This window comes from Ancylomarina longa, assembly GCF_003996985.1.
Classification (GTDB): domain Bacteria; phylum Bacteroidota; class Bacteroidia; order Bacteroidales; family Marinifilaceae; genus Ancylomarina_A; species Ancylomarina_A longa.
The window spans coordinates 62,112-76,441 of sequence record NZ_RJJX01000017.1 but is presented as its reverse complement, the minus strand read 5'-3'; the positions used below and the strand labels follow the sequence as shown (position 1 = coordinate 76,441).

The 14,330-nt window shown below is 35.6% G+C and carries 15 protein-coding genes; 7 read left to right on the top strand and 8 right to left on the bottom strand.

Annotation, left to right across the window (positions count from 1 at the left end; genetic code table 11):
- The 6 genes from DLK05_RS12070 to DLK05_RS12045 form a co-directional block, all read right to left on the bottom strand.
- Window positions 1-1,171: hemoblobin-interacting domain-containing protein (locus tag DLK05_RS12070; RefSeq protein ID WP_209319857.1), on the bottom strand; the 1,171-nt coding region annotated here is incomplete at its 3' end.
- Between the two features lie 239 nt (window positions 1,172-1,410).
- Window positions 1,411-3,390: a LysM peptidoglycan-binding domain-containing protein gene (locus DLK05_RS12065; RefSeq protein ID WP_209319856.1), complete on the bottom strand. Its 1,980-nt coding sequence runs from the start codon at window positions 3,388-3,390 to the stop codon at window positions 1,411-1,413.
- A 157-nt stretch (window positions 3,391-3,547) separates the two neighbouring features.
- Window positions 3,548-4,003 carry a ferritin family protein gene (locus tag DLK05_RS12060; protein ID WP_127344257.1) on the bottom strand — a complete coding sequence of 152 codons (456 nt, stop codon included), beginning with the start codon at window positions 4,001-4,003 and terminating at the stop codon, window positions 3,548-3,550.
- 176 nt (window positions 4,004-4,179) lie between these two features.
- A complete protein-coding gene (locus DLK05_RS12055) occupies window positions 4,180-4,638 on the bottom strand; it encodes a ferritin-like domain-containing protein (protein ID WP_127344256.1) in 459 nt (152 codons plus the stop codon).
- A gap of 14 nt (window positions 4,639-4,652) precedes the next feature.
- Window positions 4,653-6,155 carry an NADPH-dependent glutamate synthase gene (gene gltA / locus DLK05_RS12050; protein WP_127344255.1) on the bottom strand — a complete coding sequence of 501 codons (1,503 nt, stop codon included), beginning with the start codon at window positions 6,153-6,155 and terminating at the stop codon, window positions 4,653-4,655.
- Window positions 6,156-6,179: 24 nt separating this feature from the next.
- Complete coding sequence (locus DLK05_RS12045; protein WP_127344254.1) at window positions 6,180-6,998, bottom strand: sulfide/dihydroorotate dehydrogenase-like FAD/NAD-binding protein; 819 nt, start codon at window positions 6,996-6,998, stop codon at window positions 6,180-6,182.
- Window positions 6,999-7,289: 291 nt separating this feature from the next.
- Here DLK05_RS12045 and DLK05_RS12040 point away from each other — a divergent pair, with 291 nt between their 5' ends.
- From DLK05_RS12040 to DLK05_RS12030, 3 genes are all read left to right on the top strand, one after another.
- The gene (locus DLK05_RS12040; protein WP_127344253.1) at window positions 7,290-7,625 is read left to right on the top strand and encodes a TraR/DksA family transcriptional regulator; all 336 of its coding nucleotides are present in this window, start codon (window positions 7,290-7,292) and stop codon (window positions 7,623-7,625) included.
- 51 nt (window positions 7,626-7,676) lie between these two features.
- Window positions 7,677-7,880: a PLDc N-terminal domain-containing protein gene (locus DLK05_RS12035; RefSeq protein ID WP_127344252.1), complete on the top strand. Its 204-nt coding sequence runs from the start codon at window positions 7,677-7,679 to the stop codon at window positions 7,878-7,880.
- 111 nt (window positions 7,881-7,991) lie between these two features.
- On the top strand, window positions 7,992-8,330 hold the full coding sequence (locus DLK05_RS12030; protein WP_127344251.1) for a translation initiation factor: 339 nt from the start codon (window positions 7,992-7,994) through the stop codon (window positions 8,328-8,330).
- 120 nt (window positions 8,331-8,450) lie between these two features.
- On the opposite strand, the gene DLK05_RS12025 is transcribed toward DLK05_RS12030, so the two are convergent.
- Window positions 8,451-9,398: a phosphoribosylaminoimidazolesuccinocarboxamide synthase gene (locus DLK05_RS12025; protein WP_127344250.1), complete on the bottom strand. Its 948-nt coding sequence runs from the start codon at window positions 9,396-9,398 to the stop codon at window positions 8,451-8,453.
- Between the two features lie 58 nt (window positions 9,399-9,456).
- A complete protein-coding gene (locus tag DLK05_RS12020; RefSeq protein WP_127344249.1) occupies window positions 9,457-10,431 on the bottom strand; it encodes a PhoH family protein in 975 nt (324 codons plus the stop codon).
- A 152-nt stretch (window positions 10,432-10,583) separates the two neighbouring features.
- On the opposite strand from DLK05_RS12020, the gene DLK05_RS12015 reads away from it, so the two are divergent.
- The 4 genes from DLK05_RS12015 to DLK05_RS12000 all read left to right on the top strand — a co-directional run bounded on the left by DLK05_RS12015 (window position 10,584) and on the right by DLK05_RS12000 (window position 14,324).
- Window positions 10,584-11,372 carry an SAM hydrolase/SAM-dependent halogenase family protein gene (locus DLK05_RS12015; RefSeq protein ID WP_127344248.1) on the top strand — a complete coding sequence of 263 codons (789 nt, stop codon included), beginning with the start codon at window positions 10,584-10,586 and terminating at the stop codon, window positions 11,370-11,372.
- Entirely contained in the window at window positions 11,362-11,640 is a 279-nt protein-coding gene (locus tag DLK05_RS12010; protein WP_127344247.1) for a putative quinol monooxygenase, read from the top strand. Before DLK05_RS12015 ends, DLK05_RS12010 begins: the two co-directional genes overlap by 11 nt.
- A 553-nt stretch (window positions 11,641-12,193) precedes the next feature.
- The gene (locus DLK05_RS12005) at window positions 12,194-12,922 is read left to right on the top strand and encodes a DUF6261 family protein (protein ID WP_127344246.1); all 729 of its coding nucleotides are present in this window, start codon (window positions 12,194-12,196) and stop codon (window positions 12,920-12,922) included.
- Window positions 12,923-13,178: 256 nt separating this feature from the next.
- Window positions 13,179-14,324, top strand: coding sequence for a DEAD/DEAH box helicase (locus tag DLK05_RS12000; protein WP_127344245.1), 1,146 nt, complete (start codon window positions 13,179-13,181; stop codon window positions 14,322-14,324).
- Window positions 14,325-14,330: the final 6 nt, after the last annotated feature.

Sequence of the window (14,330 nt, the reverse complement as noted above, 5' to 3'; positions counted from 1 at the left end):
TACTTGTTGCAGTTAATCCACTAAAAGTAAGTACACCTGAACTGGCATCCTGATCCGTTGTTCCTCCAAGAGTCCAATTCCCTGCATCTGCTTTAGCTGCAGTTATAGTTCTAGTACCATCAGTCGTACACACATTATCATACTGATCCTGAATGGCTATCGCTGGTTGGGGTGCAAAGGCTGCTCCATTTACACTTGGGGCAACAGGCTGTGTTGTTACTCCCAATTTAGTCGGTGATCCATGACCAATGGTTTGTGATACGGTGGCATCACTAAAACCAGTTGCAACAATTACAAAATCTGCTGTTCCTGCTGCTTGTAAGGCGGTTGAGGCTGATGGAGTGAAGGTGATTTCTCCTGATGTACCACCCGTGTTGTAGGCACCAGATATATCGGTTCCTCCATATGTGATAGAAGTGATTTTCGACTGCCATCCATTCGCATCTGCAAAAGTAATTGTGAAGTCTGCATCCACAGTAGCAGTTCCTGAGGCTGTTATCGCAGGTGGACTATTCAAAGCTAAACTAAAAGTATTCGAATTTATACTTGTTAATCCACTTGTGCTAAAAGTGAGATAGGCATTACTGACAGCTACATTACTTGTTGCTGTTAATCCACTAAAAGTAAGTACACCTGAACTGGCATCCTGATCCGTTGTTCCTCCAAGAGTCCAACTCTGTCCATCGCCATTTGCTGCGGTGATAGAGCGAGGACCATCACTTGTACAGGTATTTCCATACTGATCCTGTACTGTTATGGCCGGCTGTGTTGCAAATACTCCTCCGTTGACACTTGGGGCAACAGGTTGGGTTGTTACTCCTAATTTGTTCGCTGCTCCGTGACCTATGGTTTGTGATACGGTGGCATCACTAAAACCAGTTGCAACAACAATCACATCTGCTGATCCGGCAACTTGCAACGCAGGATCACCTGAAGGAATTAATATTATTTGATCAGTTACAGTCAAATCTAGCGCACCAGATGGCAATACAGTATTATTATAACTAACAGACTGTATACTTGTTCTGTATGATCCAGGATCACTGAAAGTAATTACTATGTTGCCGTCAACTGTTGCCCCGGTAGCAGCATTTAAAGTTGGAGGTGTTTGTGAATACACGATAAGTGTAGAGATTACCAGGAGGTATCCCAGGAGTAAATATTTTTTCATGGTACAGGACTTTTTGATAACTAACAACAAATTAGAACCAAAGCCTATACCAATAAACACAAACCACTCTTAAACAAACATTTACCAAATAAAGGGAAAATTAATATTATCTACGAATATGGAGATGATAAGCTCTCAAACTATCTAATCAAAAGAAAAATAGACCTCACCTACTATTATGGATGATTTATCCAGTATCGGATATTTAAGGCACAAGAAATACGATAAGAATATATAAACTAGTAATTAAAAGCTTTCTGAATATAATCTATCTCTTCATTACGTTTTTCTGGTTCAGTTATCAAATGTCGGATTTTAAAATCTCTGGAGTAGTTAAGAAAATGAAAACCATTATTTTCAAATCCCCCAAAAGCGTTCACACGCTTAAAATAATAATTAGATTGAAGAAGCATATTTCTATCCATATCATTAATATGCTCCATAAAATCTTTTCCGAATTTACTAATTCCTTTTGAAAAATAGGTGCAAATATCATAACCACTGTAACTAAAATCATTAGGCTCACAGAGGTATTTATCTCGATAATTAGTAATAAAAGAATTTACCCATGAACTTTTATAATCAACAAAATACGGGCTGAACATTGTGAAATTTAGATGATACAACAATTCAGGATCTAAACTATTGAATCGTTGCCATTTCGAAAAACCAACTAAACGAATTGCAAATCTTTGACTAAGTACATTTAAATTGGTGATTATATTTTCAACAAGAGGTTGATTATTAATAGGAAGAATTATTACATTTTCACAAGAATCACATAAAATTCTTTCAATTCCATAAAGTCCATATTCTTCAAAGGATATTTTTTTATAAGATATTTGATCATTTAACCAATATTTACCTGATTCAAATAAATTCCTTTCCACATCCTCCACTACTTTATACTCCTTCAAGTGTTTATATCGTTCTGGATGCACGACAATAATATTTTTCATATCGAAATCATCACATACATAGTCTGACATTTTATCACATACCGATTCAACCGAAGTATTTAATTGAAAAACGAAAGGATTTGTTTTTAATTCTTGATTTTGACTAGACAATGGAGAAATAATGGGTATTCCCTTCTGCTGAGCCAATTTAGCAACAGGTGAAAATGTATTTTGATAGACAGGACCAATGAAATAGTCAAAATCAGTATATGTAATTCTGGAAATTATTTGTTGAACCCTTTCCACACTTCTTTCTGTATCAAAAACATGTAGATCTACAGAAATTCCTTCTTTTTCTATAGAATCAATTGCAGCAAGAACACCTTGATAGAAACGAATAAAATTTCGGGATTTCGAATAAATCAATCTTGGTTCCCTTTCCAAAACTACAGGAATAGTATCTTTATAAGTTCTAATTTGATTTATAGTATCATTAGTTTCGAGATATAATGGTAAAAACAATCCTATGCGAATTTTATTTTGAGCAAGATATTCTGGTTTAGGTTTCACTTCCATCATTGTATCCATCACATTTGACAAATCACTGATAGTATCCTTTTTCACTTCCGGAATCTTAAAGTATTCCTCTGGCACCAAATATCTTGGTATTCGAACCCAAGATCCAATTTTCAATGTTTTTTTCTTTACACTAGGATTTAATTTCCTGAATTTCCGAAGCTTCATAAAAAATTGTTTGGAAATGGAATATTCAGTATCCCCTTTTTTAATTACGTAGTAAAAATACTTCTTGTCAGGTTTAGGAACTACCACATGTAATTCTTCTTTCTTTTGCTGTAATGACTTTGGAATTCGAACTACCGAACCTAAAACAAGATTTGTGTTCAAACCTGGGTTATTCTGTATAATAGTCTTTATATCTACCCCATACTTTTGGGAAATAGAATATAAAGTATCACCTTCCTTAACGATATAATATTCAAATAAATCGTTATTTTTCTCAGATATTGAAGGATCATCTAAAGCTATTGATTTTAAAACCGGAATACGTAAAACCTCCCCTACTTTCACATTAGGATCTGACTTACGATTTACCCTCATAATTAAAGATAGTTCAACACCATATGCTTTGGAAATAGAAAATAAGGTTTGCTTTTCCTTTACCAAATGCATAAAATAGGTTTCACCACCAACAACTACCTTGTTTTTAGACAATTCAACCGATAAATTTTGTGAATTAGCAATTCCAACTGATCCGATTAAGAAGCAGAAAAAGAGAATACTTCGAAAAAAACAATTCATTAAATATTTGTTTTTCAATTGTTTATAATTTAATATAATTGATAGCAAAAATACTAAAGTAAGCTTGGAAATCAAAATATCCGTAAGCTTTGAAGCCATAAAAAAATCGAAATTACTAGCATGCAATTTCGATTCATTCAATTCCTTAATATGCTTATTAATTTTCAATTAAGATATATTCATCATATTCAATTTCAAACTTTAGCTTTTGTCTGGCTTCTTCGTTGGCTAAATTTATAAATGTACTTCTACATTCATTATTAATTGCACATTCAGCCATTTTGGTATAAAATTTAAATTTTTCTTTCTCTCTTTTCATCGCTAAAATTAGTGCATCCTGATAAGATAAATTCGAATTTTGATGGTCTATTTCAGCCAAATTACCAGCTAATTTCATATCCTGAACTTCATTTGAATCGAATTCTGCTTTCAAATCCTTCATCTTTTCTAAACGCAATACCCTACTGGTTTTCTCTAGCATAATATTATGAAATAATACACTCACATTTTTTCTATCCATTCGTCCCGCAAGATTCGAATAAAACTCGATCTCCTCCATCTCTTTATCGATAGCATAATCGAGAATTTCTTCAAAATTTCTAAAAATCTTCATCCCTCACCTATTTATTAAATTTTGTAAATACACTATTAATTCAAACCAACTCAGAGTCAATTCCAACTTGATCAATAAGTTACAAAATAAACCATAGGAAGACAAAAGTAATTCACCTGTGTAGAAATCAAAAAAGCCTTGCTTTCGCAAGGCTCTATCAATTAGTTCGGAGTTTTTTAATTTTCTGTTAGAATATTGTTGTCGTACTCAATTTCAAATCGTAATTTATGTTTGGCCTCTTCCTGTGCAAGCATTAAAAACACTTTCTTCGATGCTGCGTCTGTAGTCGCTGAAGCTAAGTCATTATATAATTTGAAAGCTGATTTTTCCTTTTTCATAGCTAAAATTAAAGCCTCCTGGTAAGAAATATTAGTTTTCTCAGTATCTACCTCAACTAAATAATCAGCAATTTTAAGATCTACGATCTTAGAATCAGCAATTTTATATGCTTTACCATTTTTAATAGCTTCCAATTTCGTTCGATGTCCAATTTCCTCCAAAGCATATTGCTCAAAAGTATCTTTCATTTCCTGATTTTTCATTTTTGCAGCTAAATCAGTATAAAAATCTGCTGCCATTTGTTCTTCATTAATGGCAAAATCTAAAATATCATCAAGGGAATTAAATTCTTTCATTGTGTCTAAATTTTTTAATGTTCCACTTTTTGAGATAAATACTTCTCTTTTAAATAAATATCCATATTGGCAGCAGCTTTCCGTCCATCACCCATGGCTAAAATTACCGTAGCTCCTCCACGAACAATATCTCCGCCCGCAAACACTTCCGGAATAGAGGATTGCATTTTATCCTTAACTACTTCAATAGTTCCCCATCTCGAAACATCTAGTCCTTTTACTGAGTTAGGAATCAATGGATTTGGTGATACGCCAACAGCAACAACCACTACGCTTGCATCAATAGTGTATTCCGATCCTTCGATTGGAATTGGTCTTCTACGACCTGATGCATCAGGTTCGCCTAATTTCATTTTCTGAACTGTAACCTGTTTTACCCGGCCATTTTCATCGGCAATATATTCAATAGGATTAGTTAAGGTTGAGAACTCAATTCCTTCTTGTTTTGCATGATGAACCTCTTCAATTCTGGCGGGCATCTCTTCTTCTGACCTACGATAAACAATCATCGCCTTCTCAGCTCCTAAACGTTTTGCTGTTCTAACCGAATCCATGGCAGTATTACCACCACCAACTACTACTACATTTTTACCACGAAGTACTGGAGTATCCGAATCCTCTGCATCTGCGCCCATCAAATTTACACGGGTTAAGTATTCATTTGAGGATAATATTCCATTTGAATTTTCACCTGGAATATTCATAAATCTAGGTAATCCGGCTCCACTTCCAACATAGAAAGCCTTAAAACCTTCTTCTTTCAAATCATCAAGACTTTCAGTTTGGCCAACAATAAAGTTTGTAATGAACTTAACGCCCATTCGACGAAGATTGTTAATTTCCACATCAACAACGGCATTAGGTAATCTAAACTCAGGGATTCCATATTTCAAAACACCACCAATTTCATGCAGAGCTTCAAAAACAGACACATCGTATCCTAACTTCACCATATCACCAGCAAAGGATAAGCTTGATGGTCCGGAACCGATTACAGCAACTTTAATACCATTCGATTCTGCTAATTCAGGCACAGATATCTTACCTGATTCTCTTTCGAAATCGGCAGCAAACCGCTCCAAATGTCCAATTGCAACAGCTGGCTGATGTAATTTCTCAACATAGAAACATCTCTGCTCGCATTGAATTTCCTGAGGACAAACCCGTCCGCATACTGCTGGCAGGGCACTGGTTTCTTTCAAAACTGATGCTGCCTGTAGAAAATCACCACGCTCAATATTTTTTATGAACTTAGGTATATTGATACTTACCGGACAGCCTTCCATACAGGTCGGATTAACACAATCCATACATCGGGTAGCTTCTCTCATAGCTTCCTCAGCGGTTAATCCTTTATTCACTTCTATTCTTTGAGATTTAATACGCTCTTCGGGTGCACTTTCTGGCATCTGCACCCTTTCGATAGTCATTCGATCCTTAGCTTTCGTTTTTTTCTGGAGTTCAACTCTCCATTCTTTTTTACGTTCGTTTTTGATATATTCTTCAGACCTTTCCATTGTCCAGTGTTTGTCGTTATTTAATTATTCTTGAAAATGATCAAGTTTATCTTTTTCTTCTACTTTGTAACCACCTAATCTTGACATCATCTCGTCAAAATCAATTTTGTGTGCATCAAATTCAGGACCATCCACGCAAGTGAATTTAGTTTTCCCATCCACTGTAACGCGACAAGCACCGCACATTCCTGTACCATCGACCATGATACTATTCAAACTTGCCATGGTTGGGATTTCATACTTTTTAGTAAGAAGTGCACAAAATTTCATCATGATGGCAGGACCAATCGTAATACATTCATCAATTTGCTCTCGCTGAATGATTTCTTCCATTCCTTCGGTTACCAAACCTTTTCGTCCATAAGACCCATCATCAGTCATGATGAGTACTTCATCTGAATTCTTACGAATTTCATCTTCCAGAATGATTAGATCTTTATTACGAGCAGCCAATACTGTAATTACCTTATTCCCGGCTTTTTTATAACCTTCAACAATAGGCAACAACGGAGCTACACCAACACCACCTCCGCAACACAATACGGTGCCAACATTATGAATCTCGGTAGGTTTTCCCAAAGGACCAACTAAATCAGTAATAAAGTCACCTACTTTAAGGTCACACAATTTAATAGAGGAAACGCCCATTTTCTGAACGATAATGGTTATTGTTCCTTTTTTAATATCAGCACCAGCGATGGTCAGAGGCATTCTTTCCCCTTTTTCACCTACTCTAACAATAACAAAGTTACCAGGTTTTCGGGCTTTTGCGATTAATGGCGCCTCCACCACAATTTTTACAACTTTTTCTGAAAAATTCTCTTTTTCAACGATCTTGTTCATTACTCTTTAAAATAAATGAATGTAAAAAATATCTAGGAACCGGATTATTTTATAATTAAAGAAATTGCTCCGCAATCGATTTAAGCCTAAACATCCAGTAATAATTTCTAGATCAAAAGTATAAAGAAGAGTTTTACTAGCCTATTAGTTCTTTAGGATTTTTGCAGGTCATCCCTTTTTAGGATGAATCTAAATAGGTAAATTTGTTGTATTCAGCTAAAAGTCATCACTAATCTCCATTAAAAACCAATATATTGTTCTCCCTTTTGAAACTAAATACGAATATTCGCCATGCAAAATATTAATAAAACTGAAATTCTACACCAAATTCAACGAAAACTTGAAACTCTGGAACTTGAGATTTTAGAATTAAAAGAAGTTACCAAACCCATTGCTCCCGACTGCGCGATAGGAAGAATAAGTAGAATGGATGCTATCAATAATAAAAGTGTAAGCGAGGCAGCTTTACGTAAGAAGAAGATTCAATTTTCAGCTTTAAAAGATGCCCTCAAAAGTATAGATTCCCCTGACTTTGGTAAATGTATAAAATGTGGAAAATCCATTCCCTTAGGTAGGATCATGATTATGCCAGAAAGTAAAAAATGTGTCAATTGTGCCAACAAATAATTTTGTTTTAAGTTTACAGCGACAATTGGAAATACCCCTAATTGAACACCTATGATTTTATCACTCGTATTTGATATTTGGTTAATAGTATCGATCATTGCAATTGTGTTGCCCGCTCTTGCGATAATTGATATTCTGCGAAGAGATTTATTAGGAATCAACAAGTTGTTTTGGATTCTTGTAGTTTTGTTTGCTCCTCTGCTAGGCGCTATTATTTATTTCTACAATCGCAGAACTTATAAAGTCAGAAAATAGATATCTTTGTTCTTTGAAGAATCAAGATAAAAAATGCAATGACCAAACTATTTTGTAGCTCTTAAACTTGCCATTTATTCTTGATACAGTGTACTAACATACTTATATACTATGGCTAAAAAGAATAAAAAAAATATAGTGTATTCTACCAATCCGGACTATAATTACGAATACAACGAAGATGCTAAGGAGGAGACTTTACCTCCAAAGCAGCAAAAACTAAAGGTGATGTTGGATAAAAAGCAACGAAAAGGCAAAGCCGTTACTTTGGTAGAAGGTTTTATTGGTGATACTGATGATTTAAAAGAATTGGGTAAAATGTTAAAATCCAAATGTGGGGTTGGTGGATCGGTGAAGGATGGAGGAATTCTGATTCAAGGCGATCATCGTGATAAAGTCATGGAACTTTTAAAATCAGACGGCTACCAGGTGAAAAGAGTTGGAGGGTAATTCTTCAACTACGCCCATTACCTAAATGTTACCTGACTCAGTAAAAAATAATATTTAATACAAAAACCGAAATCCATTACAGATTTCGGTTTTGTTTTTTTTCCTTATAAGATAGGCTTCCTATAAAGTTTCCAAACAAGCCTTAATATTATTCTCTATTCTAGTTTGAACATTAACAGCATCGCCTCGTTCAAATTTCTCCCCAATTATTTGCTCGTACAATTCAATGTATCGTTCGGATATTTGATTCACTCTCTCCTCGTTCATTTCCGGAATTTGCTGACCTTCCTTTCCCTGAAAACCATTCTCCATCAACCATTCACGAACAAATTCTTTCGATAATTGCTTTTGCGGTTCATCATTTGCCAAACGCTCTGCATAGCCTTCCTTATAAAAATAACGGGAGGAATCCGGAGTGTGAATTTCATCAATCAAGTAGATTTTACCATCCTTTTTACCAAACTCGTATTTGGTATCGACTAAAATCAAGTCTTTTTCAGCAGCAATCTCTATTCCTCTGGCAAATAGAGCATGTGTATAAGCTTCTAATTGCTCATAGTCTTCCTTGCTTACAATGCCTTGTTTCAGAATCTCTGTTTTCGAGATATCCTCATCGTGACCTTCCATTGCCTTGGTAGTAGGCGTGATAATTGGTTTTGCAAATTTCTGATTTTCCTTCATTCCATCAGGAAGCACTTCGCCGCATAGCATTCGCTTGCCAGCTTTATATTCTCTCCATGCATGACCTGTTAAATAACCTCTGATCACCATTTCCACCATAAATGGTTCTGCCATATGTCCAACCGTAACCATGGGATCCGGAGTAGCAATCTTCCAATTGGGAACAATGTCAGCTGTTGCATCCAAAAAACGGGTTGCAATTTGATTCAAAACCTGTCCCTTAAACGGAATACCTTTAGGTAATACTACATCAAATGCCGAAATGCGATCTGAAACTACCATAGCAAGATATTCATCATTAATGTTATACACATCTCTCACCTTGCCTTTGTAAACATTCTTTTGATTCGGAAAATTAAAATCTGTTTTTACAATTGCTTCTTTCATTGCTCCAAAAAATTCAAAAATTTATAAAATGGTTTATTTCTCAGCGAAGATAAATCAATTAATCCTTATTCGCCCTTTTTTGTTCTTGCTTTTCTTCCTCTTTTTCATAGGCTGCAACAATCTCTTTTACCAAACGATGTCGGATGATATCCGAGCTATCGAATTCAACCATGGCAATACCCTTTATCTTTCTCAAAATCCGAAAAGCCTGTACCAATCCTGATTGTTGTTTATACGGTAAATCGATTTGAGTAATATCGCCGGTAATCATGAATTTACCACTTGTCCCCATACGGGTAAGAAACATTTTCAACTGCTTGGTTGTAGTGTTTTGTGCCTCATCCAGAATTACAAAAGCATCGTTTAGGGTTCTCCCCCGCATATAAGCTAAAGGCGCAATCTGAATCACCTCCGACTCGAGATAATCAGCCAGTTTACGAGCTGGAATCATATCTAATAAGGCATCGTAAAGTGGTTGTAAGTACGGATCAATCTTCTCCTTTAAGTCACCTGGCAGAAAGCCAAGGTTTTCGCCTGCTTCTACTGCCGGCCTGCTCAGAATAATCTTTTTAACCTCGTTGTTTTTTAATGCTCTTACAGCTAAAGCAATGGCGGTATAGGTTTTTCCCGATCCGGCCGGACCAACAGCAAAAACCATATCGTTCTTAGCCGATTTCTCTACCAATTTGTGCTGATTTGTGGTACGAGAGCGAATAATTTTTCCATTATTTCCAAAAAGGATAATATTCTTAGGATCGTCCGGATCTTTTATACCCGGAGTATCTTCTAAAACAATACGCTTTATATTGGCTACAGTGAGCACATTATAGGTATTATAATGTTTCAGCAGGAGATTTACTTTTTTTTCAAAAAGCTCCAGGCTCAACGCCTCGCCATTGGCAATTATTACGTTTCCACGGCCAACAATACTAAGCTTTGGAAAAAAATCTTTTAAAACTTCCAGTTTTGCATTGTTAATTCCATAAAATTCAAGCGGATCAATCGTCCCTAAAGATATGCTCTTTTCAATCATAAATATCGTTCAATAATCATTACTTTTGAGCTCACAAATTACTTATTAATTCTGATTCGATAAGGAATGAAATTAAAGAAATCTGAATTATTTTTCGAGAAAGAACAAGTTTGTTGAATCAAGAAGAAAACCTGAATATTAAGAAATTATATATGCCTATCATTACAATAACTTCCGACTGGAATGATCGTGACTATTATCTGGGCGCATTAAAGGGTAGATTATTAAATCTTTGCAATGATGCGAGCCTTGTAGATTTAAGTCATAATCTGGACAAGCATAATATTTCACAAACGGCATACAGTTTGCGCAATACTTATCCTCATTTTCCAACAGGAAGTATTCATCTGGTTTGTGTTAACTCCGAAGAAACACCGGAACATCCCTACGTGGCAATACAATATCAAGGTTCTTATTTTATTGGTACAGATAATGGTGTTTTTAGTCTGATAATGAAGCAACAACCGGAGGTTATCGTGAGAATAGAGAATATCGAGCGCGAAGCAAAATACCAAACATTTCCGGAATTAAATATTTTTGCCAAAGCCGCTGCCCATATCGCCAATAACAATAATATTACCAATTTGGGTACTTCCCTTAGCGAATTATATAAGTTAGTGCCCATTCGAGCTCTTATACAAAAGGGAATCATTACCGGACAGGTTATTTATATGGATTCACACGGCAATGTCACCACTAATATTTCGAAGGAATTGTTTGAATCCGCCAGACAGGAACGAAAGTTTGAGATATTAGTACAAAGTAATCGTTACCAAATCACCAGCATCAACAATAATTATCACGAAACGGCAGAAGGGGAAATCCTCGCGCTTTTCAATGCCAGCGGACTATTGGAGATTGCCATTTATAAGGGGAAACTCAACGAATTGCTTCATTTAGACATCAACGCAGATATTAGAATTAAATTCCATGATAACTAGATTTGTAAAACTTGAAATATTGTCCGATCATATTGAGGATTTCAAAACATTGACCACTGGTGAAAAAACTGAAATTATTGCTTTCCCGGGATGTTCGCATCTGAAAATTCTGCAAGATGTTTCGAAGCCTTCCGTATTTTTCACAGTCAGCCATTGGGAGTCGGAAACAGCATTAAATCATTATCGAAATTCTGATTTCTTTCAAGGAAACTGGAAAACTGTGAAGCAATGGTTTGCTTCAAAACCTGAAGCATGGAGTCTGTCTTAGGCTCCATGAAACCAAACTTTTTCCCTCTTTTCGCGATAAGTCTGCCCAATTCAAATAACAACATCAAACTCACAATAACATTTTACTCATGCAGTTTGCAGGAAGAATTCTCAGGCTGAGAAAATCCCATGCAGTTTGCAGGAAGGATTCTCAAGCTGAGAAAATCCCATGCAGCTTGCAGGAAGGATTCTCAGGCTGAGAAAATCTCATGCAGTTTGCAGGAAGGATTCTCAAGCTGAGAAAATCTCATGCAGTTTGCAGGAATAAATTTTGCAAAAACAGAAGATATCTACTAAACATACGATAGCACCACCCAACATTAAGAACAATAAGAGAACTTATCCAACAAGACCTTTCACATCGCATCTTTAAAAACAACAAAATATTATTATTTCCATTTAAAATTATCTAAAAACGCCATAAAACTTAGGGATATAGCATGTAATGAAATTTCATTCAATAATTAATTTATAAATACGCAACTATTTATGATTTATTTTTATAAATTAGATTCGTTAATAAAAAATAATATTTCAAACCAAACACACATTTTATGTATTTATCTATCCCTTTTTCAAGACTTCGCCACGGTGAGTTTAGTCAATTCATTAAAAGTATTATTAGAATTGTAACAAGTAATGATCCTGAAGTATTAAAAGTTAAAGAACAAGTTGACAAGATATCCGTTTTATACACTGCAATGGATGATTTTTATAAACCGGAGCTTGGTAGTGCTATTACTCTGGATTTACAAAATCTGGATAGCGAACGCGATAATGGTTTAATTGGAATCGAGCAAATTATAAGAGGATATTCGCATCATTACGAGGAAGCAACAAGAGCCGATGCCGATTTGCTGATGAAATCTTTCAATAGCTTTGGCGATGATATTCCCCGCTTAAACTATCAATTAGAAACCAATGCAATTGGAAAGATTGTAAAAAAATGGAAATCTGATGATGCACTATCCAATGCTGTTAATCTTTTGCACTTAGACCAATGGGTAGATCGATTAGAAATAATTAATGCACAGTTTGAGACAAGGTTTTTAGAGCGTTTAAAAAATGATGCTAACGAACCCGAACTTAAAATGATCGATTACCGAAAACAAATTACCGATTGTTACCGCGATCTCCTCAAACATATGGAAGCTCATGCTACATTAAGTGGTGATGCTATTTACACCGAAGTGGCGAAAGAAATTAATCAGCTAATTGAGGTGTATAATAAAATTCTGGACGGTCGCACAAAAAAGAAGGAAGAAACACTTAACGAAGAATAGTCATAATAATTTGTTTTTAGGGAACTACCTCGAAAGGGGTAGTTTTTTTATTGATGTTTAAATACTGGTTATCAATTATCCCAACTGAAATTTGCATGTTCCGGAAATACAGGCTTTGCCTCACACCTTTATCTGATATGCCTTCAGCTTAATTCTTCACCGTAAGGGAATCTTCTCTTTGTTCCTTTCCACACGCATATTTCCCCTATCTTTACCTGCGGAAATAGATCCGCAATAATAATCAGAAAAAATACGCATGTCTTTTATATCACTTGGCCTATCTTCTTCCTTGCAGAAGGCACTGGCCGATCAGAACTATACTCAAGCTTATCCCATTCAAAAGGAAGCCATACCTGCCATTCTAAATAGAAAAGATGTATTAGGTATTGCAAAAACAGGATCTGGTAAAACTGCCAGTTATGTCTTGCCCATCCTAACCAATCTTCAGGGAGGAAGCATTTCTAAGAACAGACATATCAAGACATTGGTATTGGTTCCAACACGTGAATTGGCAATGCAGGTGTTAGAAGTCTTTCAGCAGTTTTCATCTGCCCTTCCCGATCCAATTAAATGTATGGCTGTTTATGGTGGGGTTTCCATCAATCCGCAAATGAAAGCCATGAATAATGTAAATATTTTAGTTGCTACTCCTGGTCGTTTATTAGAATTGGCAGATTCAAATGCCGTTCACTTATCGGAAATTGAAACATTGGTGTTAGATGAAGCAGATAAAATGCTAAATCTTGGCTTTAGAGAGGAGATGAACCGCATATTTGCCTTACTACCTAAAAAACGTCAGAATCTTTTGTTTTCGGCAACACTTAGCAAGGATGTTAAAGATGTGAATCAGGTGCTTTTAAAAGATCCTATGGTCATAAAAATTGAATCGGAAGAAAATACGCTTGATTTAATCGATCAGATAGCCTATTCAGTTGCAGAAGAGAAAAAAGGGCCGCTTCTTCGCTATATTATCAAGCGCAACAATTTGGAACAGGTACTTGTTTTTGTGTCCTCGGCACACCGAGCTGACGCTGTCGCTTACAAATTGAGCAAAAATGGAATTCAGGCCACCAGCACACATAGTAAGAAAAGTCAGGGAGCCAGAACTGAAAATTTACGCAAATTTAAAACCGGTAAACTTCGTGTTTTAGTAGCCACCGATTTATTAACTCGTGGTATTGATATCGAATTTTTGCCTTGCGTAGTGAATTACGATTTGCCTCGATCACCCAAAGATTATATTCACAGAATTGGTAGAACTGGCAGGGCAGAATCACCAGGAGAAGCTATTTCCTTTGTTCCTGAAGAAGATGAACATCATTTTAAAGTGATTCAGAAAAAAATGAAAATAAGGCTTAAGCTAATTCAAAGCAAAAGCATCGATTTAAAAGATATTAAATAAAGACTT